This window comes from Filifactor sp. (assembly GCF_057248345.1).
Genome location: NZ_DBHIIC010000006.1, coordinates 40,412 through 65,919 on the forward strand (window position 1 = coordinate 40,412; position 25,508 = coordinate 65,919).

Annotated in this window: 24 protein-coding genes; 15 read left to right on the forward strand and 9 right to left on the reverse strand. The window is 35.5% G+C overall.

Annotated elements, in window-relative coordinates; translation table 11 throughout:
• Positions 1 to 231: 231 nt before the first annotated feature.
• Genes sufC through sufU form a run of 5 tightly spaced genes read left to right on the forward strand, consistent with a single transcriptional unit; the run spans position 232 to position 5,149 of the window.
• The gene (sufC, locus tag ACO5GE_RS02510) at positions 232 to 987 is read left to right on the forward strand and encodes a Fe-S cluster assembly ATPase SufC (protein WP_484829352.1); all 756 of its coding nucleotides are present in this window, start codon (positions 232 to 234) and stop codon (positions 985 to 987) included.
• 11 nt (positions 988 to 998) lie between these two features.
• Positions 999 to 2,411 carry a Fe-S cluster assembly protein SufB gene (sufB, locus tag ACO5GE_RS02515; RefSeq protein ID WP_484829391.1) on the forward strand — a complete coding sequence of 471 codons (1,413 nt, stop codon included), beginning with the start codon at positions 999 to 1,001 and terminating at the stop codon, positions 2,409 to 2,411.
• 12 nt (positions 2,412 to 2,423) lie between these two features.
• Complete coding sequence (locus ACO5GE_RS02520; RefSeq protein ID WP_484829353.1) at positions 2,424 to 3,479, forward strand: SufB/SufD family protein; 1,056 nt, start codon at positions 2,424 to 2,426, stop codon at positions 3,477 to 3,479.
• 13 nt (positions 3,480 to 3,492) lie between these two features.
• Complete coding sequence (locus ACO5GE_RS02525) at positions 3,493 to 4,725, forward strand: aminotransferase class V-fold PLP-dependent enzyme (protein WP_484829354.1); 1,233 nt, start codon at positions 3,493 to 3,495, stop codon at positions 4,723 to 4,725.
• Positions 4,715 to 5,149 carry a Fe-S cluster assembly sulfur transfer protein SufU gene (gene sufU, locus ACO5GE_RS02530; protein ID WP_014263087.1) on the forward strand — a complete coding sequence of 145 codons (435 nt, stop codon included), beginning with the start codon at positions 4,715 to 4,717 and terminating at the stop codon, positions 5,147 to 5,149. The genes ACO5GE_RS02525 and sufU overlap by 11 nt, the downstream gene beginning before the upstream one ends.
• Before the next feature lie 271 nt (positions 5,150 to 5,420).
• Here sufU and ACO5GE_RS02535 read toward each other — a convergent pair whose 3' ends face one another.
• A complete protein-coding gene (locus tag ACO5GE_RS02535; protein WP_484829355.1) occupies positions 5,421 to 6,410 on the reverse strand; it encodes a helix-turn-helix transcriptional regulator in 990 nt (329 codons plus the stop codon).
• A 399-nt stretch (positions 6,411 to 6,809) separates the two neighbouring features.
• Between ACO5GE_RS02535 and ACO5GE_RS02540 the strand changes: the two genes are divergently transcribed.
• The 3 genes from ACO5GE_RS02540 (at position 6,810) to ACO5GE_RS02550 (ending at position 9,780) form a co-directional block, all read left to right on the forward strand.
• On the forward strand, positions 6,810 to 7,295 hold the full coding sequence (locus tag ACO5GE_RS02540; protein ID WP_484829356.1) for an HIRAN domain-containing protein: 486 nt from the start codon (positions 6,810 to 6,812) through the stop codon (positions 7,293 to 7,295).
• 983 nt (positions 7,296 to 8,278) lie between these two features.
• Positions 8,279 to 8,851, forward strand: a complete 573-nt coding sequence (locus tag ACO5GE_RS02545) for a hypothetical protein (RefSeq protein ID WP_484829357.1) — start codon at positions 8,279 to 8,281, stop codon at positions 8,849 to 8,851.
• Positions 8,852 to 8,991: 140 nt separating this feature from the next.
• The gene (locus ACO5GE_RS02550) at positions 8,992 to 9,780 is read left to right on the forward strand and encodes a histidinol-phosphatase HisJ family protein (RefSeq protein WP_484829358.1); all 789 of its coding nucleotides are present in this window, start codon (positions 8,992 to 8,994) and stop codon (positions 9,778 to 9,780) included.
• A gap of 348 nt (positions 9,781 to 10,128) precedes the next feature.
• Here the strand turns inward: ACO5GE_RS02550 and ACO5GE_RS02555 are convergent, their stop codons facing one another.
• Complete coding sequence (locus ACO5GE_RS02555) at positions 10,129 to 10,479, reverse strand: hypothetical protein (protein ID WP_484829359.1); 351 nt, start codon at positions 10,477 to 10,479, stop codon at positions 10,129 to 10,131.
• A gap of 279 nt (positions 10,480 to 10,758) precedes the next feature.
• Here ACO5GE_RS02555 and ACO5GE_RS02560 point away from each other — a divergent pair, with 279 nt between their 5' ends.
• Together ACO5GE_RS02560 and ACO5GE_RS02565 are read left to right on the forward strand one after the other, a co-directional pair.
• Positions 10,759 to 12,744, forward strand: a complete 1,986-nt coding sequence (locus tag ACO5GE_RS02560; protein WP_484829360.1) for an elongation factor G — start codon at positions 10,759 to 10,761, stop codon at positions 12,742 to 12,744.
• A 107-nt stretch (positions 12,745 to 12,851) separates the two neighbouring features.
• Complete coding sequence (locus ACO5GE_RS02565; RefSeq protein WP_484829361.1) at positions 12,852 to 13,106, forward strand: hypothetical protein; 255 nt, start codon at positions 12,852 to 12,854, stop codon at positions 13,104 to 13,106.
• A gap of 644 nt (positions 13,107 to 13,750) precedes the next feature.
• Here ACO5GE_RS02565 and ACO5GE_RS02570 read toward each other — a convergent pair.
• The 7 genes from ACO5GE_RS02570 to ACO5GE_RS02600 all read right to left on the reverse strand — a co-directional run bounded on the left by ACO5GE_RS02570 (position 13,751) and on the right by ACO5GE_RS02600 (position 19,847).
• Positions 13,751 to 14,914 (reverse strand): sensor histidine kinase, encoded by a 1,164-nt coding sequence (locus ACO5GE_RS02570; protein ID WP_484829362.1) that lies wholly within the window; start codon positions 14,912 to 14,914, stop codon positions 13,751 to 13,753.
• Positions 14,915 to 15,592 carry a response regulator transcription factor gene (locus ACO5GE_RS02575; protein ID WP_484829363.1) on the reverse strand — a complete coding sequence of 226 codons (678 nt, stop codon included), beginning with the start codon at positions 15,590 to 15,592 and terminating at the stop codon, positions 14,915 to 14,917. It lies immediately after the preceding gene.
• A 231-nt stretch (positions 15,593 to 15,823) separates the two neighbouring features.
• Positions 15,824 to 16,615, reverse strand: coding sequence for a CPBP family intramembrane glutamic endopeptidase (locus ACO5GE_RS02580; RefSeq protein ID WP_484829364.1), 792 nt, complete (start codon positions 16,613 to 16,615; stop codon positions 15,824 to 15,826).
• Between the two features lie 28 nt (positions 16,616 to 16,643).
• Positions 16,644 to 17,537, reverse strand: a complete 894-nt coding sequence (locus tag ACO5GE_RS02585) for a redoxin family protein (RefSeq protein WP_484829365.1) — start codon at positions 17,535 to 17,537, stop codon at positions 16,644 to 16,646.
• 43 nt (positions 17,538 to 17,580) lie between these two features.
• On the reverse strand, positions 17,581 to 18,432 hold the full coding sequence (locus tag ACO5GE_RS02590; RefSeq protein ID WP_484829392.1) for a 4Fe-4S binding protein: 852 nt from the start codon (positions 18,430 to 18,432) through the stop codon (positions 17,581 to 17,583).
• A gap of 67 nt (positions 18,433 to 18,499) precedes the next feature.
• Entirely contained in the window at positions 18,500 to 18,664 is a 165-nt protein-coding gene (locus ACO5GE_RS02595; protein WP_484829366.1) for a CD1871A family CXXC motif-containing protein, read from the reverse strand.
• Between the two features lie 817 nt (positions 18,665 to 19,481).
• A complete protein-coding gene (locus tag ACO5GE_RS02600) occupies positions 19,482 to 19,847 on the reverse strand; it encodes an arsenate reductase family protein (RefSeq protein WP_484829367.1) in 366 nt (121 codons plus the stop codon).
• Between the two features lie 360 nt (positions 19,848 to 20,207).
• On the opposite strand from ACO5GE_RS02600, the gene ACO5GE_RS02605 reads away from it, so the two are divergent.
• The 5 genes from ACO5GE_RS02605 to ACO5GE_RS02625 all read left to right on the forward strand — a co-directional run bounded on the left by ACO5GE_RS02605 (position 20,208) and on the right by ACO5GE_RS02625 (position 25,492).
• Complete coding sequence (locus tag ACO5GE_RS02605) at positions 20,208 to 22,304, forward strand: DUF5693 family protein (protein WP_484829368.1); 2,097 nt, start codon at positions 20,208 to 20,210, stop codon at positions 22,302 to 22,304.
• Complete coding sequence (gene csaB, locus ACO5GE_RS02610) at positions 22,297 to 23,397, forward strand: polysaccharide pyruvyl transferase CsaB (protein ID WP_484829369.1); 1,101 nt, start codon at positions 22,297 to 22,299, stop codon at positions 23,395 to 23,397. Before ACO5GE_RS02605 ends, csaB begins: the two co-directional genes overlap by 8 nt.
• Positions 23,398 to 23,409: 12 nt before the next feature.
• Complete coding sequence (locus ACO5GE_RS02615) at positions 23,410 to 24,159, forward strand: WecB/TagA/CpsF family glycosyltransferase (RefSeq protein ID WP_484829370.1); 750 nt, start codon at positions 23,410 to 23,412, stop codon at positions 24,157 to 24,159.
• 77 nt (positions 24,160 to 24,236) lie between these two features.
• Positions 24,237 to 24,965 (forward strand): 23S rRNA (guanosine(2251)-2'-O)-methyltransferase RlmB, encoded by a 729-nt coding sequence (gene rlmB / locus ACO5GE_RS02620; RefSeq protein ID WP_484829393.1) that lies wholly within the window; start codon positions 24,237 to 24,239, stop codon positions 24,963 to 24,965.
• Positions 24,962 to 25,492, forward strand: coding sequence for an NYN domain-containing protein (locus tag ACO5GE_RS02625; protein WP_484829371.1), 531 nt, complete (start codon positions 24,962 to 24,964; stop codon positions 25,490 to 25,492). Before rlmB ends, ACO5GE_RS02625 begins: the two co-directional genes overlap by 4 nt.
• Positions 25,493 to 25,508: the final 16 nt, after the last annotated feature.

Here is a 25,508-nt window from a genome sequence, read left to right on the forward strand (position 1 = left end):
AAAAGGGTAGATATGATATGATAATTTTAATCATACTAAATTAGTAGGAATTAAAATCGTCAATCAATAGCTTATGTTTGATACTACGAAAACCTAATGAATTGTCAAGAGTTCAGTATCATGTGATTATGAAAAATGCAAGTTGGAAGTGATTGGATTACAGGTACGAATTCTGATAGGCATATGGTGTAGAAGGGTTTTAGTGGAAGATTAGTATAAGGGGGAAATCTTATGAGAGGAAGGTTGTTAGAGATTAGGGATATGTCTGTCGGTGTAGGAGATAAGCTGATTCTAAAAGACATCAACTTGAAGATAAATAAAGGTGAGATTCATGTGGTGATGGGACCGAACGGAAGCGGAAAATCTACTTTAGCGAACAGTATTATGAATCATCCGAAATATATCTTACGAAAGGGAAGTATTTTTTTTGAGGGGAATGATATTACAGAGGATAAGGTAGATGAAAGAGCAAGAAAAGGTATTTTTATGTCCTTTCAGAATCCGTTGGAAGTTGCAGGAATTACAGTGGGGAATTTTCTTCGCAGTGCCGTTTCTGCAAGAGAGGGAAGTCAGATGTCTTTGGTTAAGTTCGGTCGTGAAATTGGGAAACAAATGGAAGCATTGGATATGAAACCGGAATATATTGACCGATATTTGAATTACGGTTTTTCCGGTGGAGAAAAAAAGAAGACGGAAATTTTACAGATGAAAATGTTAAAACCGAAGCTTGCTATCTTGGACGAAACGGATTCGGGACTTGATGTAGATGCCGTTCGCATTGTATCCGAAGGAATTCAGCAATATAAGACGGAAGAAAATTCGTTGTTGATTATTACACATCATAGAGAGATTATAGAACAAATCAAACCGGATTTTGTGCATATCATTATCGATGGAAGAATCGTTAAGACAGGAGATGCTTCTTTAATTGACAAAATTGAAGAGAAGGGATACGGATGGCTTAAGGAAGAGGTGAATCAACAATGACACCTGCAGAAATGACAGAACGAAGAAAAACACAGGTAGAGGATGTAAGTAGAGGAGTCTATGATATCAAAAATGAAGTACATTATCGTTTAAAAACAAAGAAGGGATTGACAAAAGAAATTGTGAATCAAATTTCTGATGAGAAAAATGAACCTGATTGGATGAGAGAGCTTCGATTGGATTCTCTGGAAAAGTTTTATCAAATTGACAATCCTACATGGGGTCCTGATTTATCTGAAGTAAATATTGGCGATATTACTACTTATATTTCTCCGAATGCCAATTTGACGGAAGATTGGGACGAGGTTCCGGATGATATTCGAAATACTTTTATGTTGCTTGGAATACCGGAGGCGGAACAGAAAAAAAATCTTTCGGGGGTCGGTGCGCAGTATGACTCGGAAGTGGTGTACCACAATATTCAGAAGGAATTGTCAGAGCAAGGCGTTATTTACACTGATTTTGAAACAGCAGTGAAAGAATATGAGGATATCGTAAGAGATTACTTTATGACTTGTATTCCAAACACGGATCATAAGTATGCAGCATTGCATGGTGCGGTATGGTCGGGCGGTTCTTTTGTATATGTGCCGAAAGGGGTAAAGGTTACAGTTCCGCTACAATCCTACTTTAGATTAAACGCACCGGGTGCAGGGCAGTTTGAACATACTCTGATTATCGTAGAAGAGGGGGCATATTGTCATTTTATTGAGGGATGTTCCGCACCTCGATATAATGTAGTTAATATTCATGCCGGTTCAGTGGAACTCTTTATCAAAAAAAATGCAACTTTGCGATATTCCACCATAGAGAATTGGTCGAGAAATATGTATAATCTGAATACCAAACGAGCGATTGTAGAAGAGGGTGGAGCGATTGAATGGGTATCCGGTTCTTTTGGTTCCAAAGTGTCCATGCTCTATCCTATGAGTATTTTGATTGGAGAGGGTGCAAGGAGTGAATTTACCGGAATTACCTTTGCGGGAAAAGACCAGTATTTAGATACGGGAACTAAGGTGATTCATGCAGCGCCGAACACATCTTCTATGGTAAACTCTAAATCTATTTCCAAAGATGGAGGAGTTGCAATCTATCGTGGATTGGTCAAGGTTTATCCGAATGCAACCGGATCCAAGTCAAGTGTGAGTTGTGAGTCATTGATGTTAGACAGTAAGTCTCGTTCCGATACCATACCTGTAGTAGATATTGGCACTGATGATGTAGATTTGGGACATGAAGCGAAGATTGGACGGATTGACGATGAGGTTGTTTTCTATCTGATGTCACGCGGAATTTCGGAACATGAAGCGAAGTCGATGATTGTACAGGGTTTTGCAAATCCGATTGCAAAAGAATTGCCACTGGAATATGCCGTTGAGATGAATCAGTTAATCAACTTAGAATTAGAAGGAACTATCGGTTAGGAGGGAGTTAAGATGGAATTAAATGTATTACCTGTGCTTACTTGGAATTGGGTTCAGGTGAATGATACCAAATTCGAGATTCCGAAATTTGTTTCAGAACAAGTTGACAGTCAAACAACCTATACGATTCCGAAACAGGTTCTTTCCGATTGGAATAAGTGTAAATTAGGAGGGGCAGGTGTTTCAAAAGAAGCACTCTTGTGGAACGAAACACAACGCACCCATCAAACTGTGATTCATGCAGAGGCAGGAGAGATAAAAGAAGCACAAACAGTAAAATATTTGGAAGATAATCAAAGTTCAGTCACAATGGATGCAACTTATATTATTGCCGAAGAATCGAGTAAAGTTTCGGTGATATTTGATTATGCCGAACAGATGCAACAAAACAGCATAGAAACATTCAGAAACAGTGTGATTTATGTTACAGCCAAAGAGGGAGCGGAAGTTACGATTTATTATATTTCAAGGAACAGTAAGAATCATACTGCATTGTGCTCTGTCATTTCACAGGTCTACAAAGATGCGGTTGTGAAGTTGGTACAGGTTGAAACAGGTGCTCAAAGAAGTTTTTTTCATTATACGGGCAATTTGTGGGAAAGAGGAGCAAATACCAAAATTCGTACCATCTATTTTGCAGATGAGGATCGTGAGTTGAATCTTGCTTATGAAATCAATCATATCGGAGAGCAGAGTGAAAGTGATATTTTGGCTAACGGAGCATTGAAAGATACGGCAAAAAAGACATTTAAGGGAACGATAGATTTCAAAAAAGGTTCCTCTCGCTCAAAAGGAAAAGAAGAAGAGTATGCCATATTGTTAAGTGAAAAAGTGAAAAATGTTGCAGTTCCTATTTTGTTGTGTCAAGAGGATGATGTAGAGGGAGTGCATGCAGCAAGTGCCGGAAAAATGGATGAAGAAATTCTGTTTTACATTATGAGTAGAGGTTTTTGCTTGGATGAAGCGAAAAAAATTGTATTAGAATCTCGTTTTACACCAATTTTGGATATGATAGAAGATGATTCTTTGAAGAAAGAGATATGGAAAGAAATCGGAGATAGGATTTAGGAGGTTTTGAAAGATGAACCAAAGAGAAATAGAAGAAATCAGAAGAGAGTATCCATTTTTATCCGACCGAAGCAATAGAAAAATCATCTATTTTGATAATGCTGCAACGACACAAAAACCGCAGTGTGTGATAGATGCCATGAAACAATACTATGAATTTGAAAATGCAAATCCACATCGTGGAGCACATTATTTGGGAATGAGAGCAACAGAAGTCTATGAAACGGCAAGACAAAAGGTAGCCGAGTTTATTTCGGCAAAGTCTTCGGACGAGGTCATATTTGTTCGTAATGCGACAGAGGGGTTAAATTTGATTGCTTATTCTTATGCGTTACAGACACTCAAGGAGGGAGACGAAATTTTGATTTCCATTATGGAACATCATAGCAATCTTGTCCCTTGGCAGTATGTGGCACAAAAAACGGGAGCAACCTTACACTATATCTATTTGGATGAACACTTCGATTTCAATTTGGATGAATATGAAGAAAAATTAAATGAGAACACAAAGATTGTATCTGTTACCGGTGCATCCAATACGGTTGCAACTATGCCGGATATTTCCACTATTGTAGAAAAAGCGAAGGAAGTCGGTGCAATAACAATTATCGACGGTGCACAACTTGTTCCTCATCAAAAAATAGATGTTGAAACATTGAATTGTGACTTTTTGGTATTTTCCGGGCATAAAATGTACGGACCGATGGGAATTGGTGTACTATATGCAAAGAAACAACTGTTAGAACATATGACGCCCTTTTTGTATGGGGGAGATATGATAGAATATGTTTATGAACAAAGTACGACTTTTGCGCCCGTACCGTCAAAATTTGAGGCAGGGACACAAAATGTAGGAGGGGCAGTCGGTTTGTCAGCAGCAATTGATTATATCAATCGAATCGGAATCGAAAAGATTGCATCCTATGAAAGAGAATTGAGTGAATATGCAAGTAATAAGATAAAGCAATTGGAATTCATTACAACCTATGTGTCGAGCCGGACACATCGTTCGCCTCTTATTTCCTTTAACATCCAAGATGTGCATCCTCACGATGTTGCAACGATTTTAGATACAGATGGAATTGCTATTCGAACCGGACATCATTGTACTATGCCGCTTCATCGATACCTAAAGTTGAATGCAACTTGTCGAGCGAGTTTCAGTATATACAATACCGAAGAGGAAATAGATTATTTTGTGCAGAAATTGCATGAAGTAAGAAAGGTGATGGGATATGAATCTTAAAGAAATCTATACACAGCTTATTTTAGAGGAGAGCAAAAATCAAGAAAACAAAAGAGAACTGGAAAATGTTACCCATTCTGAGTGGGGACATAACCCGAGTTGTGGTGATGAAATCAAATTACAGTTGGATATAGAAGACGAAATCATCAAAGATGCTTCTTTTACAGGGCAGGGGTGTGCTATTTCTCAAGCATCCACATCCATTATGATTTCTCTGATAAAGGGGAAGAATATTCATCAAGCAAAAAAATTGATTACCATATTTCTGAATCTGATAAAAAAAGAAACACCTTTGTCAGATGAGGAGTTTGATGAGCTGGGAGATGCAGTAGCCTTGGAGAATATTTCCACCATGCCGGCAAGAGTCAAATGTGCTGTTTTGGCATGGCACACTCTATCCGTTATTCTTGAAAAAATAGAATAGAAGAAAAAAGTTTATAGAATAATTACAGAGACAAAGTTATCAAAAAGAGAGTTTGGAATATAAAACATTCACAGACTCTCTTTTTTTATAGAAAAGTTGCTATGAAATATTGATGGATAATGATATCAATAGATGTTCTTGATGATAGGATACTTCGTTTCTTGATAAGAACCTTACTTTTTTTATATGATGACATACCATTTTTGTATTTGACATGGATGTTTTAAGATGATAACAGAAACGGAATCTTGTTATCAAAAAATGAAACCATTTAACGATAGAGTTCGTTTTGCTTTGCAAGGAGATCCTTGATTTGTTCTACGACAGAAATTGGTTCCATAATTTTTACAAGAGAACTCAGACCTAAAATCCATCCGAGAAATTGGTCACTCGGCACTACTTCTACATAGGCAAAAAAATGCTCCTCATCATGTGGGACCATGACGGTATCTTTTCCGAATCGATCAATGATTACCCCGGCCATACTGTTATGACAATGTAAGGTTACCCTTGTCGATTCTCCACCGAGCATACCGAAGAGGGTACGCGAGTAAGTTGCAATGTTGAATTCCTTCATCTTCTTTTGACCTTCTCTTCTTTCGTCAAGGGAAGAAATGTGAAGCATTTTATCGACACGAAAGTGTTTTATCATCTCTGAATACGCGTCATATCCAATCATATAGTAGTTTTCATTATCCCAAACAAGATGCCATGGACTGATAGTGTAGCGTTGAGCGTTGTGACGAAGTTCTCTTTGTTTGTCGGGTGTCCACTGAAAATATTGAAATGCAATTTGTCTGTTGTTGTTGATTGCAGAATGAATACTGTCCACGTTAATCAAAATACTTTCATTCATCGTTTTTACGCGACCTGCTGTAATGACTTGTCGATGAAGTTGCTTGGATTCATGTTCACTGACAAGAGATTCCAATTTTTTAATGAGAGAATTCGACTTCTTTTCCGTAATGAATTTGGATGATTGGACAGAATCGACAAGAAGTTTCAGCTCAGCCAGTTCAAAGTCACGAGAAGCAAGATAGTATACAACCGTTTTACCACGTTGTTCACTGATAATATCTAGTCCGTAGTGTTTCAATTCTTCAAAATCAAGGTATAATGTTTTTCGGTCAGCAGTTACATCATATCCGTTTAGGAGAGTTGTAATCTCTGCAAGAGTGAGTGCGTGAGATTCATCCGTTTTTTCCATAAAAATTTTTGTAAGATAGAGAAGTTTCAGTTTTTGATTTCTTCCTTTCGCCATAACAAACCTCCTTGAAAATATGAAATATGTACAACTTCATTATATCACAGAATGTGAAGTTCAAACGACTCGGTTCTGTTTGGAAGGATTGTTCATATTTACTTCATAACTATCCAATCAAGTCAGGATGAACTATAAACTTTGTTTTCTAACTTTAACATGGTTCAGATTTTCATCAACTGTGTGGGAGTATTTTGTGAAATAGATTACATACTATGATGTTGGGAAATTTTTTGGACATAATATTTTTATCGAGGGAGTTTTTTCGAACTTGTCTTTTGATAAAATAACGATAACAAGAAAAGATAAAAAAGAAAAAAAGAAAAAAAGAAAAACACTATGGTTCATATGATATGGGAATGAGAAATTTAGAGGATGTTTGAAATGGAGGGAACGGTTATGACAAAAATGTATTTTACAATTGTCGGAACAGGTCATTATTATGGACAGGAATTTTTAGAATCCGGAATGAGAGTGCTTTTACAGAAAGAACCTGACAATGAATACGATAACGAGGCGATTATGGTGAAGTTGGAAGGTCTTGGAAAGATAGGATATGTGGCAAACAGTCCGTACACTGTACAAGGAGACAGCTTAAGTGCCGGTAGATTGTATGATAAAATTGGAGATATTGCATTTGGAAAAATAGTATATGTTTTGCCTAATGGAATCCTTTGTAAATTGGATAAAAAATCATTGAGAAAGAGAAAACAACATCCAAGTTACAAGGAATATGATCTTGATGATGATTATAACGCAGAAGATTGTGATGCTTTTGATATGGAATACAGTGATGCTTATGAAACAGTAGCAGACACCATTGATTTTTTTGAGGATTTGAGTTGTAAATTGCGTGGAGCAAAAAGAGGTAGAAGAGAGAGATAAGATACTTCGGGGCTCTTATTTGAGGAACATGAGACTCTAACGGACTTGTTATAATGTGAAGAAGAATAGAGTTAGTTATAATGGGAATCTTATGAGAATCGCGGAAAATCATGAAACACAGGATGAAACGAATAAACGACTGGAAAGATAGAAGGATGGAAAGATAGAAGGATGGAAAGATAGGAAACGAAATCAAAATCAAAATCAAAATATATTGTTGCATCCAATGAATTATTAGAGTAAGGATAAAAGTCATGATGATTCGAAAAGGGTTTTGATGCAAAATGACAATTGCTTAATGATGTAATTATGATAGAATGACCTCCCAAGTAAAATATAGGAGAACGCGAGAAATCACGTTCTCCTATATTTTTGTATGGATTATAATGGCAAGGAGTGGTATACTGAAATAAAATTCGTTAAAGAGAGGAATAGAACAGCTAACGGAACAAAACATAGACAAATTCCTTCTGTGCAATCTATTTTCTTTTGAACAGGATATGCTTCTATCTGGGGTTACGATTTCTTCTCATATTAGAAAAAAGAGAGAAGAAGATGAAATTTCATCCAATTTTGAGGATAGGATACACTTAGTCCGGAGAATCGTAAGTTAAGAAAGTAAGACGATTGATTGGAACGGGATGTTGCAGATATTCTTTTTTTGTGGAGTTTAATCATAATAAGATTATGAGATAAATGTTAACAGATGTGAGGAGATGTGGTTTTCTTTTAGAAAGGTTTATTCAGTTGATTTAGGAGAGGTTTCACCCTTTCATGACTATGGTTTTGATAAACTGATGAATCGATGTGATAAGTTGTTGTTTATTTGAAAATAAAGAGAAATTCAAATTGTTCTATGACGAAAGTTGAATTAGGCGTAGAAAATATCAGATAGCAGATAAATTAGGAAACAACTCTATTGAAGTGAGTTCTAAATAATGAATCATATCAATGGAAGGTACAATGAAGAAAGGATATTTTTTATGAAAAATAGAGAATTTAATTTTTACGGCACACCTTTAAGTTTCTTTTCGGTAATTGGCATAGCATTGTGTTCCATGTTTTTAAGCAAGGTTATTTACGAGCAGTTATTTGATGTAATGGGCTCTGCTCATGGTTATCGATATACAACCGGACTGATTATGGGATGCACTTTTATTCTTATCATCATTTCGTTCGTCCGAAAGAAAAGAATTGAAATTACAGATACAAATATCTTCAAATATTATTCAGGGGGAAAACTGGTATACACAGATACAGTTGACAATCTCTACTACATTCAGGCAGTAGACATAGAAAGGGGGATGATATCAGAAATGAAATTATGCTTTCCTGATAGAAAGATTCACTTCAGTATGCCTGCTCTAATTCCTTATTTCTATGAACCTGGAGCCTATGAAAGTATGTTTGCTTTCTTTGAAAAAAATCTCAAACTTCAGAAAAGAGACCATTACACAATTTTTGGTGTGTCCAAATATGTATTTGTATATTGGAATCCAATCAGAAAAGAGAATTATCAGATCTATCAACAGACAAAAGGAAGAAAAATCTTGTAACGAGTAGTGGGCAGATTGTTTGCTAATCTATCAGCATAAGACAAGTATCAACGTTGCAATGTTTGAAGGCTAAAAAGTTTTTTAGATAGTTCATCGTTGCAAAAGAATGAAACATTTTAGAAGAAAGAGGAATGGAAGAGATGAACAAGATTCGTGACCAGCACATGCATTCTAATTTTTCGTTTGATTCCAAAGAGGAGATAGAGCGCTATATAGAAGTTGCTTGTGGGAATAAAATCGTGACAACGGAACATTTGGAGTTTGGCAATCCGGTTGTAGAGTATTCGGACAATATTCCGGAAGATACTGCTTATCGAAATGAAATCCAACGTCTGAATCAGAAATATGGACAATGTGTTTTGTCTGGAATAGAGATTGGATATGTTGATCGATATGAAGAAAAGATACAGGATTTTTTGAAGAATAAGACTTATGATTTGAAGTTACTTTCCATTCATCATGACGGAGAACATGACTTTATCCAGGAATGGGCACACAAACAGCCTGTTGAATGGTTGATACCTCATTATTATCAGAAGATGATACAAGCGTTGGAAAGCGATGTTTCTGCAAATGTGCTGGCACATTTTGAATATGGAGTGCGGTATATTCCCATTACAACAGAACAGTTTATAGAGGGAGCGCGTAATTTTGTTGATAAGGTGCTTGACCTGGTGATTCAAAAAGAAATGGCATTGGAAATCAATACGAGAAGTATGTATCAATACCGTAAAATAGATCTCTATGACTATGTAACTGATTGTTATATCAAAAAAGGCGGACGATTGTTCAGCGTTGGTTCTGATGCGCATCAAGTTGGAGTTTATCAATATCATTTTGATGATGCAGTTCATTTTTTGAAACAAAAGAATGTGAAGGAGATTGCTCTTTTTGAAAAAGGAGAATTTTCGTTACAGGAATTAGAATAGACAATGGACTTATAGATGGATTTATGAAGGATAAGCTTTGTAATACAAACATAGAATGTATTTCGTGTGTTGTATGAAAGAGTAATAGATTGAAGTCCATTTTGATGGGAAAAGGATCTGTGAAAACCGGTTGTCGTTGAAAAAACGAAGGAGAGTTTGCACGTGATACAGAAAGAGAGAATGTAACATGATGATAGATGAAAATGAAAACAGATAACGGTAGAAGTGTGTTATGCTATTGTGATAAAAAACTAACCCACCGACTTTTGAGGTAATTGTACTGGAAAAGTTGGTGGGTTTTTATAATGGGAAGTCCTATTGATGTGTAGTGAAATTTCGTGAGAAAACTTATTTTTTTTGTAAAAATAGGCGTTTTCCTTGAAAAATAATCAGAAAACAGATTACGGAAAAAGTAATAAATTCATAAGAGTTTGTTATCAAAAACTCCGGAAGGAAGAAATGACTCATATCGGGTGTAACGTTTTGATTTTTTAAATAAAGCTCCGGAATTGTTTTGAGTGCGAGACAAACAATAGCAAGCGCGCTGATAATCATAGTTGAGGCACGAGACCAACTTGCATAATCAATATTGCTGCTGAAGAGATAAAATACAGCAAGTCCCAATATGATGACGGACATCAAAATGACAGCGGTATTTCCTCCGATTAATATTTTTGTGATAACTGCATTCGTCTCCATAGAATACTCCTTTCTTGTAAGTTATGTAACATAAGTTAAGTTGTTTCTTACAATCTGTGTCATTGAAGTATATTATACTATAAATTTGATTTTTTATGGCTTATTTCAAAAAATATATTTTACTTTCAGGGAAAGCATTGCATTTTAACTGACAATTATACTATAATCAGTATATAAATAATCTAAACTTTCTAAAAAATAATGACAATATAAATTTTAATTTTTAGAAAAAATATAGTTTATTTACAAAAATGCAAATCGAGAGAGGAGTCATCAGTTATGAAACAGTACGAAAGTGAAAAAATAAGAAATGTCGTGATTCTCGGACACAGCGGTTCCGGTAAAAGTAATTTGATAGAAGCAATTCAATTTACAGCAGGATTGAAAACAAAAATTTCAAAACCGACTGATCCGATTACACTAACATCTTCTATGGCATTACATACAGTAGAATATAATGGCAACAGATATAACATTTTGGATACTCCCGGTTATTTTGACTTTTTGGGAGAAGTTGTTTCTGCGATGGGCGCTGCAGGTGAGGCTGTCATCATGGTAGACGGGACAGCTGATTTGCAAGTTGGAACAGACAAAGCGCTTGAAATCACAGATGAATTCAACATCCCAAAAATTATTTTTGTAAATAAAATAGATAGTGATAAAGCTGATTATGATAAAATTTTGGACCAATTAAGAGAACGATATGGTAAAAAAATAGCACCTTTCCATATTCCTTGGGGAAAGGGAGAAGAGTTCAAAGGATTTATCAATGTTGTCGGAATGTATGCAAGAGACTGTACCGGAAAAGAGTTTGTAAATTCACCGATTCCGGAAGATTATATAGAAATTGCAAAACCTGTTCGTGAAATGTTGTTAGAGTCCGTTGCAGAATCAGATGATGTATTGATGGACAAATATTTCAATGGAGAAGAATTTACACACGATGAAATTTGGGGTGGACTTCGTAAAGGGGTAATCAATGGTGATATTATCCCTGTAGTATGCGGTTCTACTGCAAAAAATATAGGTGTTGAAACATTGTTGGAATCCATTACCGACTTTATGCCATCTCCAAACGACAACATGACGATGTTAGATTCTCCAAACACAGTAGTTCATATTTTCAAAACAGTGATTGACCCATTTATCGGTAGAATTTCTTACGGAAAAATTCTTGCAGGAGAATTGAAGGGTGAAATAGAACTGTTCAATGTGAATCAGGAAAGCAAAGAAAGAGTGTCTAAGTTATATACTATGGTAAACCAAGAATTAAAAGAGATTTCCGGTGGATGGGCTGGAGATATCGTTATTCTTACAAAACTTGCAGATACTCATACAGGAGATACCTTGTCAACATCCGCATCTCAAGAACCGGTAGAAGCTTTGAAATTCCCAAAACCACAAATGTTGGTGGCAATTGAACCGGTAAATAAAGGTGATGAAGATAAAATTTCAATAGGACTACAAAGATTGTTGGAAGAAGATCCGTCTTTTGTTTGGAAGAGAAATGCAGAAACAAAACAAACTGTTTTGGGAGTACAAGGAGAAATTCATGTGCATTCTCTTCAAGAAAAATTGAAAAATAAGTTTGGTGTAGAAGTTCAATTGAATGACTTGAAAGTTCCATATAGAGAAACTATCAAAGGAAAATCTGATGTACAAGGAAAACACAAAAAACAATCAGGTGGACATGGTCAGTACGGAGATGTTAAAATTCGATTTGAACACTGTGAAAGCCACTTTGAATTTACAGAAGAAATCTTTGGAGGCTCCGTTCCAAAGTCCTATATTCCGGCCGTTGAAAAAGGATTGGAAGAAGCAATGCAACATGGTATTTTGGCGGGATATCCTGTAACTAACATCAAAGCGACTCTATATGACGGTTCTTATCATGATGTCGATTCTTCTGAAATGGCATTCAAATTAGCAGCGAATATTGCATTCAAAAAAGGAATGGAAGAAGCAAAACCAATCTTGTTAGAGCCTGTGATGAATTTATCTATTGTTGTTCCGGAAGAATATATGGGAGATGTCATCGGCGATATCAATAAAAAAAGAGGTAAAGTTTTGGGAATGGAAGCATTCAAAAACAACAAAGAGATTATCTATGCTCAAGCACCTCAATCTGAAACATTCAAATATGCAATAGATTTAAGAGCAATGACACAAGGTAGAGGATACTTTGAAATGGAATTAGCTCATTATGAAGAAGTGCCGGAACAATTGACACAAAAGATTATTGAAAATGCAAAAAAAGAGCAATAAAAAACAGTCTGTTAATTCTCTGAAAATATATTGACAATTTTTTGTTTATTTATTATATTTTGTACTGAGATATGATATTGAAACAAGACAGAAAGGATTTCAGAGAAATGAGCAGTTTTGTAGATGCTGAAACAAATAGAAAACTAAAAGACAAACGTACAGAACAACGAAAGAAAAAACAACACAGTAAACAAAAAGGTTTGGACAAATATGTTGATGATAATTTGGAACTGTTGATTCAAAAAGAAAATCGAAAGAAATTTGCACCAAAACCTGACAAAGCCTTTCGAAACAATCAAAAGCACTTTCAATATGATTATGAAGAAGATTTTTATGAACCGGTATATGAGGAAGATTTTTAGGTAGAATAACCTCATTAGAAAGAAGAGCAAATCGGCATATCACAAATGGTTGCAACGAAAAGGTCTAGACGATCACTATTCTGGGAGACAGGGAGTTTGTTATTCTGTGCAAGAGCCGAAAATATCGAAATGCTTGAAGATAGAAAATGATATCAAAGATAAGATATTGTATCAAAGATAGTGTTTTGTATCGAAGATAAGATTTTTTATATCTGTTAAGGGATAGGAAATTATCCCTTAACAGATATTTTTTTTGTATCTCAGCTTATTTTCGATTTCAATTCTTTTACAAAATAGACTGACTACGAGGAATGCAAGAGATTGCCATTCATCGAATCTCAAAAATGGAAGACTCACCGTTACGTACAAAAAAATAGAACGGACTCTTTGTCCGTCTATTAAAAAAGGAAAAGTTTCATTCATATATCGAATCATACTATACTATGTCAGATATTTTGATGTAACAGGATAGGAATGATATTATGTTATTTATTTCACATTTGCATAGTCACTTCAAACGAAGATTTTTCTTTGAGAAGTTAGATGATTACATTCTGTTCCGTAGATTTATGCAAGAGACAGTTTTTGATATCGGATGAGATGAGACATAGGAAATTCCTATCCAAAACACATCGTTTGAAACACTATTTCGTATTTATGTGAAGTCTATTGTTTGCTAACAACAACATCAATTCAATCTGTGTTCCGCGTTCTGAACTTTGAACAACGCGAACATCTCCGCCATGTTGCTGTGCAATCTCTTTTACAAGAGCCAGTCCAAGCCCTGCACCACCCAAGTCACGACTTCTGGACTTGTCTACCCGAAAGAATGGTTCAAAAATATGGTCCCAATCAGTTGGATTGATTCCACTGCCGGTATCTGATATCAGAATACTTGCAAATGGTTCACGCAGTTGTACTTCAACAGTGACATGACCGCCGGGATGATTGTATTTGATTGCATTTTCAATCAGATTGTAAATAGCACGATATATTAAAGTATCATTTCCTGTAATTCGCGCATCTCCTGATTTTTGAAGCAGAGAGATGTTCTTTTTGTCTCCGACAGATGCCAAGTCACAAATCACTTCTTCTATAATTTCAGAAAGTTGAATGGAGTCACTTCTTTTTGCAGATTGAAGCTCCGTCATTTCCAAAAGTAGGTCTATCACATGAGAAAGCCGATCAGTTTGCATTCTAACCATGTTTAAGATGTCGGCATAGTCTTTGATTTCAAAGTGTTCAGTTTTTTCAAAAACTTCTAACTTAGTTCGAATAACGGCAAGAGGTGTCCGAAGTTCATGTGCAGCATTTGCTGAAAATTGTTTTTGAGCGAAGAATGTATCGCCCAATCTTTTCAACATTTCGTTAAAAGCATTTGAAAGACGAACAATTTCGATAGAGCCATCAGTTGAAATAGTTGGACTCTGCAGGTTTTTTGCTTGTATTTCTTCAATCTGTTTTCCAAGTGTTTTTAATGGTTTCAGCGCATTTCCGATAATAAAATAAATTAGGGAACTACTGATTAACGTGATAATCAGCGTAACAAACAAACTTTTTACCCAAAATTCCATAGAGATATTGTTGACAACTTTGGAGAAGTCCTCATCCGGTTGAAGTTCAATCTCAAGATTGGTTCCATCTGAGATATTTTCTTGTGGGAGCATAGTAATGGCAGACTCTTTGATTTCAACAAAGAAAAGCATTGCCGACTTACTGATAAAATAACTTACGGATAGACAAGAGACGATGATGATAAATGCACTGATAAAAGTAAGTTTCCATTGAAGGGAATATTGACGTTTCATCTATAGATTCTCCTCTCCTATGAGATATCCCTGACCGACACGGTTTATAATAGGATCATATCCCAACACAGTTTTCAGTTTTTTTCGAAGAGCTGAAATATGAACTCGTATTGAGTTACTGAAACTGTCTACACTTGCATCCCAAACGTGTTCTATCAACTCTTCCTGCCCGACAGGTCGTCCTTGATGGAGCATAAGATACTCCAGCAATCCGAATTCTTTTCGGGTTAAAGAAAAAACAGTTCCTCTTGCAGATACAGTACGTGACTTTGTGTCGAGCGCAAGCTCTCCACATTCAAGAATAAGATTGTTTTGGATGACACGTCTTCGTGTAAGACTTCGTACTCGTGCTTCCAACTCTTCAAAATGAAATGGTTTGCATAGATAGTCATTGGCACCGTTATCCAAACCGTCTATTTTATCTTGGAGTTGCCCTCTAGCAGAGAGAATCAAAATCGCAGTTTCAGAGTCTTGTTTTCTAATATTACGGAGCACATCCATCCCGTCCATGCCCGGAAGATTTAAATCCAATATGATTAAATCATAGCTTTCAGAGAGTGACATATCCCAAGCATCATTTCCATCAAAACAGGTATCCACTTCATATCCGTCAATTCGCAATCCGTTTGCAATACTTGTGCATAGAGTTTTTTCATCTTCCACTACCAAAATCCTCATATTTTCTCCTTTCTATCTATCAAACACCGGGTCATTTCGTTTTATGTGAATCATCACATTATAGCACATTCTATTCCACTTCAAGTCCGATTTCAATAAAATATCGGCAAGTGAGAAATGAGTTTTACTTTTGAGCGAGGCATGCCTTAAAAAAGCATTCAGTTTCATTCAATGTCGAAAAGGCCTTCTATGAATCCATCATAGAAGGCTCTTGTTGGTAACTGATAACGGTTATATCTTCTCTGTTGCTACTCTTTTGTCCTTGAGCAAACAATAAAGGATATATCCCAATGGAAACATCATAACCACACCTAAAATATTAAGCATTTCATCGATGTTTGATGGTAAAAAACTCTGTGCCATTGCAACAGTGTTGTTTGCAACATGGACAAAGATTGGGAATAGCAAATTCGCTTTCTTTTCGTAAATGATTGCTGCAACGATTCCCATTAAAGTAGCATATACTGCCTGTACAAGGTTCATATGATAAGCTCCGAAGAGTGCAGATGAAATTAAGATTGCAATCCAAGGTGAGGAAATTTTTCGTATCGATCGAAACACGATACCACGAAATAACAGCTCTTCAATTATCGGCGCAGAAACGACTGCAATCATAAATGTTCCAAACAGATTTCCACCTGCGATATTTTTTGAACCTGTATTCATCGCATCGAGGCTTTTTTGAAGGGAAGGAAGTTGTTCTACTAACAGAATCCAAACGAACGATATTCCTGAAACTCCAAGTCCGGCAATTATACTGATTCCTACATTTTTACAATTCACTTTGGCGCAAGATTGTTTATCCTCTCTATTCCAAAGAATTTTATAGAATACAAAGAATATCATAATCAGTATTACATAAATTAGAATTTCGGCCCAATAAGAATAGTTTGTAATCTGACTTTTCGTGATAGGAAAAACATTTAGCAATAATTTTTCTACAGAAAAGTACAGTAGATTGGATAGAAGTAAATGTGATACTATCGCAAGAACAGGAATCATCAAATATCTTTTTTTTATCATATAATCAATCCTTTTCTTTTCATTCCACTTATTTTTGGATTGTCTTGTTTAATTCTTGAATTTGGGATTCAATTTTTTCAATTTCTTTTAAGTCATCGTTTAGGATTTGTAATTCTTCTTCTGTAAATTCCCCTTTAGATGCTTCGATTTGAGATTTCAAAAATTCAGGATAAGGAATTTCATTTTCTGATGGAATTTTATCCTTTTGAACTTTTGAAAAAACTTTATTCCATATATTTTGATGTTTTCCAAAAATCTCATTTTCTTTTGCAAAAAGCTCTGTTACTTTATCCATTTCAGGATTTTGTTCTGAAGTGATAGAACCGGAAGAATCTTTTCCTGCTTTAAGATCATCAATCACTTTTAAAATCTCTTCCATTTTTGCTTCATCATCAATATTTCCTAAAATAGGTTTTCCGACAATATTTCCGTTTTTATCAACAATGATAGTAGTTGGGAAACTGAAAATCTTTGAAATGTATGCTTTTGCATCATTTGAATCATTGTCAATAACGATGTTTCGATAAGTCACACCTTGTTTTGAAAGAATGTCTTTTGCTTCATCAAGGATTTCTTGACTTTCTCCTGCTTGAACATTGACACCGATAAGCTCAGCACCTTTTTCACGAAGCTTGGCATTGAATTTTTCAAGTCCCGGCATTTCGTTTACACAAGCAGAACAACCGTTAAACCAGAAGTTAAGAAGTGTTGCTTCGTTATTGGCAAACAAAGAGTCATCCACAACATTTCCGTCAAAATCTTTCGCTGTAAATTTAGGGAATGCTTCTGTAGTAGTTTGTTCCTGTTGATTAGAAGTGTTTTGGTCTGTAGTATTAGAGGAATCAGTTTTCCCGCAAGCTGATAGTGAAGTAATCATTGCTACAACTGTCATGATAAGAATTGTTTTTTTCATTAGTTTCATTTTAGGGTATCCTTTCTTAATATAATCATTTGTTTTAATGTAATCATTTGTTTTCCAGTAAACCTTGTAAATTTGTTTCGTTTTGCATTGGGCTTGCAAACCCCCAATGTGTACTGATTGCCTGTGTCGGACATACTTTGATACATTCGCCGCAACGAATACATTCTGTATGAGCATTATTTTTGGTAATATCCACATCCATGTTACATACTCTACTACATTTTCCACAAGAAATGCACTTGTTTTGATCTACATTGTAGCTAAAAAGTGAAAATTTGTTGAACAGAGCATAAAATGCGCCGAGTGGACAAATCCATTTACAGAACGGACGATAAACAAAGATGCCAAGAGTTATTATGGTAATCAAGATTCCAAGTTTCCATGTAAAAAGTTTTCCAAGGGCCGCTCTGATATTGGGATCAGCGATAGACAGTGGAATTCCTCCTTCCAATATTCCTTGTGGGCAGATGTACTTACAGAAGTAAGGAGAGCCGATGCCGGCATTGTTTGTTAGCAGAAACGGTAAAGTGACAACGGCGACTACAAGAATGACATACTTGAGATATCGTAGTGGCTTCAGTTTCTTTGTACTAAATTTCTTGGTCGGAATTTTATGGAGCAAGTCTTGAAACCATCCGAACGGACAGAGAAAACCGCAAATGAATCTTCCGAACATGACGCCCAAAAAGATTAAGATTCCTGAAATATAGTACGAAAAGTTAAATTTTGATGAACCTATCACAGCTTGAAACGCTCCTACAGGACAAGCTCCGGTTGCTGCGGGACATGAATAGCAATTTAGCCCCGGTACACAGACCTGCTTCATCTTTCCGTCGTATAAGACCCCTTTGAAAAAATTAGGAAGATGAATATTGGTTAGAAATGTAGCAAACATTTGAACCGTATTTCTCTTTTTTAAGAAATGTTTTAGTGAAAACTTCGTTTTTTTTGCTCCGCATGTTTTATCCAATTCCAACACACTCCAGACATAACCGAATTGCTTTTGTAAATACCGACTCAACTTCTCCGCGATATGCTCCGAAGCAAACAAACGTGACAGCAGTGGCAATCAGTGATATTTGAATAAAAAATTTCACTTGGTCGGAATGTTTGCTAATACAATTCATCGTTGATTCCCCCTTTTGTTTTATTTTTTTGACAATATCAGTCTAACAAAGTGGATATAAAATTTGTGTTAAGATTATGTATTATGAAAAAATATGTGAGTGATTCAGAAAATATCCTTTGATATGTACATGATGTAACAGATAAGAACAGATTGATTGTTTGTCTATCATTGCTTCGAAATTTCAATAGGAAAGATAAATGAGAATAGTGACAACTTACTTGAGCTTTAAGAAAATATGTGATAACAGGAGATAAGTTCATTCGTCAAAGAATAGAGAATAAATAGTAAAAAGAGATAGTAAGGATAGAAAGAAAAAAGTTTCATTGTTAGAAAAGTTATATGGATAGATACCTTGTCGTGTAAGGAACAATAGAAAGGATGTCTTAGAATCATAGTGTTTTCATTGTGGTAGTTTAATGATTCAGTTAAGATATTTGTAATTCAAGTTGGGAAATGAAGTAGGACAATACTATGTAAAAAATAATTAAACTTTTTTTAAGCCTATTATTTCATTGAGGCAGTTTGAGCATTAGTCTTACAGTATCCTATTTTGATACGATGATTCAGTCTATTTTAGCAGTTGTACTTGTTCTAAATATTTTTTGTTATGGTTTAAATTAGAATTTCTATATTAAATTAGAATTCCTATGTTAATATAATAACCTCAACTTCCTAATTTTATTTGAGAAAGCTGAGGTTCAATTGAAGATAGTATTCTTTAGATGTAGAACATTGGTGCATGATGAGTTAGATTGATAGCATGTTTCATCATTATTTCAATTCATAGTGTTATTTCACGATAATTCAACTTGATTTTAGGAGAGTGTTTGAAGTGCTTCTTCCCATTCTTTTTGTTTAAATCCTGTCAAAACAAATTGATCTGATACTAATAAAGGTCGTTTGATCAGCATCCCGTCTGTTGCAAGAAGTGCAATTTGTTCATCTTCTGTCATATTAGGTAATTTATCTTTCAATTCCAACTCACGATATTTCATCCCACTGGTATTGAAGAACTTTTTAAGTGGCAAACCACTTTGTTTAATCCACTGTTTCAATTCCGTTTCGTTAGGATTCTGTTCTACGATATGTCTGTCTTCAAACGGAATATCGAGAGATTCCAAATAATTTTTTGCTTTTTTACAGGTTGAGCATTTCGGATACTCTATCAATAATATTTTCATAATAAAACTCCTTTCTCAATGTAGAGTAATACATTCTACTTTAATACATATCCGAATAGAAGGGAGTTGAAACAAGACAGTTATTTTATAGACAAGAAATAGTGAATTTTTTACAAATTGGAATTGAAACAAATGAAAAAACGGAAGTCTTAAGATTAGAAAAGTTTTGGATAAATCCTAAGAAAAAATAATGTAAAAATTATGTAAGCTGTTTGATTTTTAAGCACTACAGTATATTGTTTTGTGATATAATAAACCATAATGTGTAAAATTTTATGTAGAACAAAATGGAACAGAAAAAGATTTCGTTTTCAGTTTTTTGTGCCAAAATGAGTTTCTACGGAAGAAAGGGTTTGAAGTATGAAGATAGATAAAGTATTGGGAGTATTGTTATTGTTTGGTGTCGCAGTAGCATCTATGATTGCTTGGGAACGTTATGGCATTGAAAGTGAATTTAAGGCAGCGCAGATTACAGCTGATTATACTGATTTTTTCAATATGGTCCAAGATACCGACTATGATGTGGTTGATTATTTTAAGGAATTGAAAGACGGAGGAATTGCTTCAATAGCATTACAGGAAGAAACGATCCAGTCTATGGAAGAAAGTCCTATCTATCATATTTCAAGCAGAATGAAGGGAATGGACTTGATTTTAGAAGGTCCACATGAAGAATTACAATTCATTAAAAACGGTTTGGAAGAAACTTTGAAGGAATCACGTGAAATTAAGTTTGTGACTCAGGAAGAATTGGTTATTTCAGGAAAGCCGAAGGACTATGTATATACTAATTCCAATTTTGTGGATTCCCGTGGTAACAAAGAAGCATTCGGTAAGACATGGGGCGGACTGAAACTTGAAATGTTGGGATTGGGTTTCAGTGAACAAAAAATCAAACAGATAGAGGATGCGGGAATGATTCCGGCACTTCGTCCAATTTACAACCATGAATATCAAGATGCTAAAAAGGCGATTGACCGTTATTTTACTACAGTATCCAAACTATCTCCTAAGTATCGTGAAAAATCAAATGTGATTATATTTTCCGGAGATGAGTTTTTGGGATATGATGAAGCAGATTATATGTATGAAAAATTAAAAGAAAACGAAATGTTTATCGGTTTGGTGGAAAGTAACATCAAAGGAAAGAACCTAAAAGCAAAAGGACAGAATTCTTTGGTGAAAGAAACACATTATCAAGCGATTAAAGTGTTTACTACATGGGATTATATTCAAAGAAGATTTGATTATGAAATACCGAACCACCACAATGGAGAAGAGATTGTCAATACGTTCTACCGTGCAATGATTGATCGTAATGTGAGAGTAATTTATTTGAAACCGTATCTGTTTCCGGAAGGTCGCTATGTTACCGATCCTCAGGTGTATAAGGATACTGTGACCAATCTTCAAAAGAGATTGAATAAACATCATATTATAATTGGAGAAAAAATTTCGCCAATCAAAAACTGGGCAGTAAATCCAATTAAAAAAATACCGGTATTAGTAGCAATTGTAGCGGGAATGTTGATGGTTCTTCAGAATATGATGTCTATCAGAAAAAGAAACCTATATCTATTGTTGGCAGTAGGTTCCGTTGTGGCAGTTGTTCCTTTTGCATTAGGAAAAGGAACATCGGCGTTAGAGCCGATTTGGGCATTGCTTGGAACAATTATGGTAGCTTCTTTGTCCGGAATGTATGTGTTGGCAAAGGGAAGATCGGTTTTTGATAAAAAACAGGAAAGCAGTATGATGAGCGGTTATTTGCTTGGAATCAGAGTGTTGTTATTTTCCGTTTTGATGAGCGTGCTTGGTGCTTTGTTTGAAGTATCTATTTTGTCGAACAGCCAATATATGTTAGATATGATTACGTTCAAAGGGGTAAAGATTTCACAGTTAGTTCCAATTTTAACAGTAGGACTTGTCTATATGTCTTACTTTGGAGTAGGTAAAATCAAAGAGATGGGAGACCATACTCTGAAATTTGAAGACACCTTGAGATTGTTAAACAAAAATATTAAAGTATGGCAAATTTTGTTGCTTGGAATTTTGGCAATTGTGGGACTGATTTTTATGGCTCGTTCCGGAAATACAAGTGATGTGAAACCGGCAACTTTTGAGTTGTTGATGAGAAACTTTATGGAACATCATTTTATTGCACGTCCAAGAACGAAATCTATTTTCTTAGGATTTCCGGCAGTTATTTTGTTCATTGCTTTGGCAAAACAAAGAAGACTGGAATCCTTGTATCCTATTCTTGCAATCGCAATTGCAATAGGACAAAGTAATATTCAAAACACTTTTTCTCATATCCGTACACCATTATACTTGTCCATCGGTCGTGTAAGCGGTGAAGTAGTCTTATCTATTTTGACGGGAGGAATTTTTGTGTGGTTATTTGCAAAGGGAATTGCATTTGCAGACAAAAAGAAAAAGTTAGGAGAACGATATGTATAAAATAGTGGCATCCGGATATTTCGGATTTAATAATATAGGAGACGAAGCAATTTTAAAAGGATTGATTCAGGGAATACAAAGTCAGTTTGACGAAGTGGAAATTGTTGTCTTATCAAGCAATGTTGCATTTACAGAGAAACATTGTGGAGTTAGAGCTGTGAATCGAATGAGTCTAAAAGAGGTTTGTCGTGAGATGAAGACGATGGACTTGTTTGTCAGCGGTGGAGGTTCTCTTTTACAAGATGCGACTTCTTCACGTTCCATATTGTACTATTTAGGACTTTTGACGATGGCGACAAAACTGTTCAAAAAGAAGACGATGATTTATTCACAAGGGATTGGACCTGTGATTAAGCCATCCAATCAAAAGAAAATGAAGAAAGTTTTAAATCGTGTCGATTGGATAGATGTTCGTGATGGCATTTCGAAACAGACCCTACAAAAAATGGGTGTTACAAAAGAAATTGAAGTAACGTCAGATACTGTGTTTGGAATTATTCCTCCCGAGTTGTCAAAAGGACGGGAAGTGCTACAAAGAATGGAAGTAATCGGTGAACGAAAAAATATTGCGATTTCTCTTCGAAAATGGAAAGAGTATGATGATAAGATTGTAAAAGAAACAGTGGATTTACTGAAGAAATTACAGGAAACACAGGAATATAATATATTTTTATTACCGTTTCATTTTAATGAGGATATGGAAATTATCTCTCGTGTGATGAAAGAGTTGGATAGCACAGAGGGAATCCATGTTGTTACGGAATCTATGTATGTAGATGATTATCTTTCTTTTATCGGAACGATGGATTTGGTATTGTCGATGAGATTGCATGGATTGATATTTGCTACTTTAATGGGAGTTGTTCCGGTTGGAATTTCGTATGATCCCAAGATTGACAGCTTTTTGAAGGAAATTGAGGAAGAGAGTGCCGTTTCTTTAGAAACCATTTCTTCAGAAGTGTTGTATCAAAGTATTTTGAACAAAATGCAGAATTTAGAGAACAATAAACAAAAAGTGGTAGCAAAAAAGGAACAACTATCAAATATTGCGTCATTACACAACAAGGCTTTGAAAGATTTGTTGATGAAGTAGGAGGAACCGATTTTGGAATCGATGAGAATATTAGATGTGAGAGTGGACAGAGTAGATAGAGCACAAGCATTAGATCAGTGTGTGAGAGGAATGGAGAACAACGCACCTTTTGTTGTGGTGACTCCCAACAGTGAGATTGTGGTGCGTGCAAACGAAGATACACGATTGAAGCAAATCATAGAACATGCAAACTTAGTTGTGCCGGATGGAATCGGATTGGTTATCGGCTCCAAAATTGTAAAAAAACCTTTGACAGAACGTGTGACGGGAATTGATTTGATGGGTGCTTTGTTGAAGCATGCAAATGAAACGAAAAAAACAGTCTATCTTTTGGGTGGAAAACCCGGAATCGCTGAAAAAGCAGGTAGCAATATTGCTCGACAATATCCAAATTTGACATTGGTTGGAACACATCATGGATATTTTTCCGGAGTGCATACCAAAAAAGTAGGACATGCAGAAGAAAAACAAATTGTGGAGGAAATTGAATCAAAAAAACCGGATTTATTGTTTGTGGCACTTGGTGCGCCGGGACAGGAATATTTCATTGATACCTATAAATCTGTCTTAAATGCGAAATTGTTGATGGGTGTTGGAGGAAGTTTGGATGTTATTTCCGGAGAAGTAAAGAGAGCACCTGAATTTTATCAAAAAGCAGGATTGGAATGGCTATATCGTTTGATGAAAGAGCCAAGTAGAATCGGAAGAATGATGGCGTTGCCGGAATTTATGATAAAGGTCATTTTTTCAAAAAAAGGATAATAGGAAGGATGAGGTCGCATGCTGTTTTACTGCATGTGACTTTGTTGTATCGGGATAATGATGAAAAGGGGAAAAAAATGCAGATAGAAGGAAGAAATGCCGTATTGGAGGCATTGAAAAAAGAGATTCCGCTCGATGTTATCTATGTTTCAAAGGATAGTAAAGAGGGAAGTATTCGTAAGATTATATCTATGGCAAAAGAGAAAAAAGTTCTTTTGAAACAGACAGATAGAATGAAATTGGAACAGATGACGGAAACGGGAGCACATCAAGGAGTGATTGCTCTGACAATGGATTATTCTTATTCTACAGTAGAGGAGATTTTGTCTGCTGTCAAAGAACATAACAAAACCGGATTTTTGTTAATTTTAGATGAGATTGAAGATCCTCACAATTTAGGAGCTTTGATTCGTTCTGCAGAGGGAGCCGGTGTTGATGGAGTAATTCTTCCAAAGAGAAGATCGGCGATGGTCAATGCGACTGTTGAAAAAACATCTGCCGGAGCAGTCAGTTATATGAAAGTAGCAAGGGTAACGAACATCAGTCAGACAATAGAATTATTGAAGAAAGAAAATTACTGGGTATATGGTTTGGACATGGATGGGATAGAGTATACCCAAAATGATTGGACCGGAAATATCGCTGTTGTAGTAGGAAATGAAGGCAGAGGAATGGGACGGTTGGTCAGACAACATTGCGACAAAATTCTTTCCATACCGATGAAAGGACAGATTCAATCCTTGAATGCCTCCGTTGCAGGATCTATTGTACTGTTTGAAGCATCGAAACAAAGAGGATTAAAATGAAATTTCATGTAAAAAAAAGAGAGATTCTTGTTGTAGATGGGTATAATGTTATCAATGCTTGGAATCATTTGTCAGAGGTATCAAAACAGGATTTACCAACAGCGAGAGAAATGCTGGAAGATATGATTGAAGAGTATATTGAGTATTTCGGTATGGAAGGATATATCGTCTACGATGCCTACAATGTCAGATCTAAAGAAAGAGAAGAACAAAAAGGACGATTGCATATTATTTTTACAAAAGAGAATCAGACGGCAGACAGTTATATTGAGAAGTTTATTGCCCAGTATAAGAACAAGCGTCATTTTGAGCTCAAGGTAGTTACAGATGATATGGCAGAACAGCAACTGGTGCTTGGTAAAGGTGCAACAAGAATTTCTACAAGGGAATTGGAGTTGGATTTCCAAAAGAGTAGGACAGATATAAAAAAACAGATAGAAGAGATGTATTCTGGAAGAAATACAATTGATGACATTTTGGATGCTGATATTCTGCGTCAGTTAGATAAAATGCGTAAGAAAAAATAATTTTAACTTTTTGCAA

Bases quoted from the DNA above. Each gene is read 5' to 3' on its own strand.
- ACO5GE_RS02550 (WP_484829358.1), top strand. From the start codon at position 8,992: ATGAACAAGATTCGTGACCAGCACATGCATTCTAATTTTTCGTTTGAT.
- ACO5GE_RS02605 (WP_484829368.1), top strand. From the start codon at position 20,208: ATGAAGATAGATAAAGTATTGGGAGTATTGTTATTGTTTGGTGTCGCA.
- ACO5GE_RS02535 (WP_484829355.1), bottom strand. From the start codon at position 6,410: ATGGCGAAAGGAAGAAATCAAAAACTGAAACTTCTCTATCTTACAAAA.
- ACO5GE_RS02595 (WP_484829366.1), bottom strand. From the start codon at position 18,664: ATGAATTGTATTAGCAAACATTCCGACCAAGTGAAATTTTTTATTCAA.
- ACO5GE_RS02525 (WP_484829354.1), top strand. From the start codon at position 3,493: ATGAACCAAAGAGAAATAGAAGAAATCAGAAGAGAGTATCCATTTTTA.
- ACO5GE_RS02590 (WP_484829392.1), bottom strand. From the start codon at position 18,432: ATGTTTGCTACATTTCTAACCAATATTCATCTTCCTAATTTTTTCAAA.
- sufC (WP_484829352.1), top strand. From the start codon at position 232: ATGAGAGGAAGGTTGTTAGAGATTAGGGATATGTCTGTCGGTGTAGGA.
- ACO5GE_RS02625 (WP_484829371.1), top strand. From the start codon at position 24,962: ATGAAATTTCATGTAAAAAAAAGAGAGATTCTTGTTGTAGATGGGTAT.
- sufU (WP_014263087.1), top strand. From the start codon at position 4,715: ATGAATCTTAAAGAAATCTATACACAGCTTATTTTAGAGGAGAGCAAA.
- ACO5GE_RS02580 (WP_484829364.1), bottom strand. From the start codon at position 16,615: ATGATAAAAAAAAGATATTTGATGATTCCTGTTCTTGCGATAGTATCA.
- ACO5GE_RS02545 (WP_484829357.1), top strand. From the start codon at position 8,279: ATGAAAAATAGAGAATTTAATTTTTACGGCACACCTTTAAGTTTCTTT.
- ACO5GE_RS02520 (WP_484829353.1), top strand. From the start codon at position 2,424: ATGGAATTAAATGTATTACCTGTGCTTACTTGGAATTGGGTTCAGGTG.
- ACO5GE_RS02540 (WP_484829356.1), top strand. From the start codon at position 6,810: ATGACAAAAATGTATTTTACAATTGTCGGAACAGGTCATTATTATGGA.
- ACO5GE_RS02555 (WP_484829359.1), bottom strand. From the start codon at position 10,479: ATGGAGACGAATGCAGTTATCACAAAAATATTAATCGGAGGAAATACC.
- ACO5GE_RS02570 (WP_484829362.1), bottom strand. From the start codon at position 14,914: ATGAAACGTCAATATTCCCTTCAATGGAAACTTACTTTTATCAGTGCA.
- ACO5GE_RS02560 (WP_484829360.1), top strand. From the start codon at position 10,759: ATGAAACAGTACGAAAGTGAAAAAATAAGAAATGTCGTGATTCTCGGA.
- sufB (WP_484829391.1), top strand. From the start codon at position 999: ATGACAGAACGAAGAAAAACACAGGTAGAGGATGTAAGTAGAGGAGTC.
- csaB (WP_484829369.1), top strand. From the start codon at position 22,297: ATGTATAAAATAGTGGCATCCGGATATTTCGGATTTAATAATATAGGA.
- ACO5GE_RS02585 (WP_484829365.1), bottom strand. From the start codon at position 17,537: ATGAAACTAATGAAAAAAACAATTCTTATCATGACAGTTGTAGCAATG.
- ACO5GE_RS02565 (WP_484829361.1), top strand. From the start codon at position 12,852: ATGAGCAGTTTTGTAGATGCTGAAACAAATAGAAAACTAAAAGACAAA.
- ACO5GE_RS02600 (WP_484829367.1), bottom strand. From the start codon at position 19,847: ATGAAAATATTATTGATAGAGTATCCGAAATGCTCAACCTGTAAAAAA.
- ACO5GE_RS02575 (WP_484829363.1), bottom strand. From the start codon at position 15,592: ATGAGGATTTTGGTAGTGGAAGATGAAAAAACTCTATGCACAAGTATT.
- rlmB (WP_484829393.1), top strand. From the start codon at position 24,237: ATGCAGATAGAAGGAAGAAATGCCGTATTGGAGGCATTGAAAAAAGAG.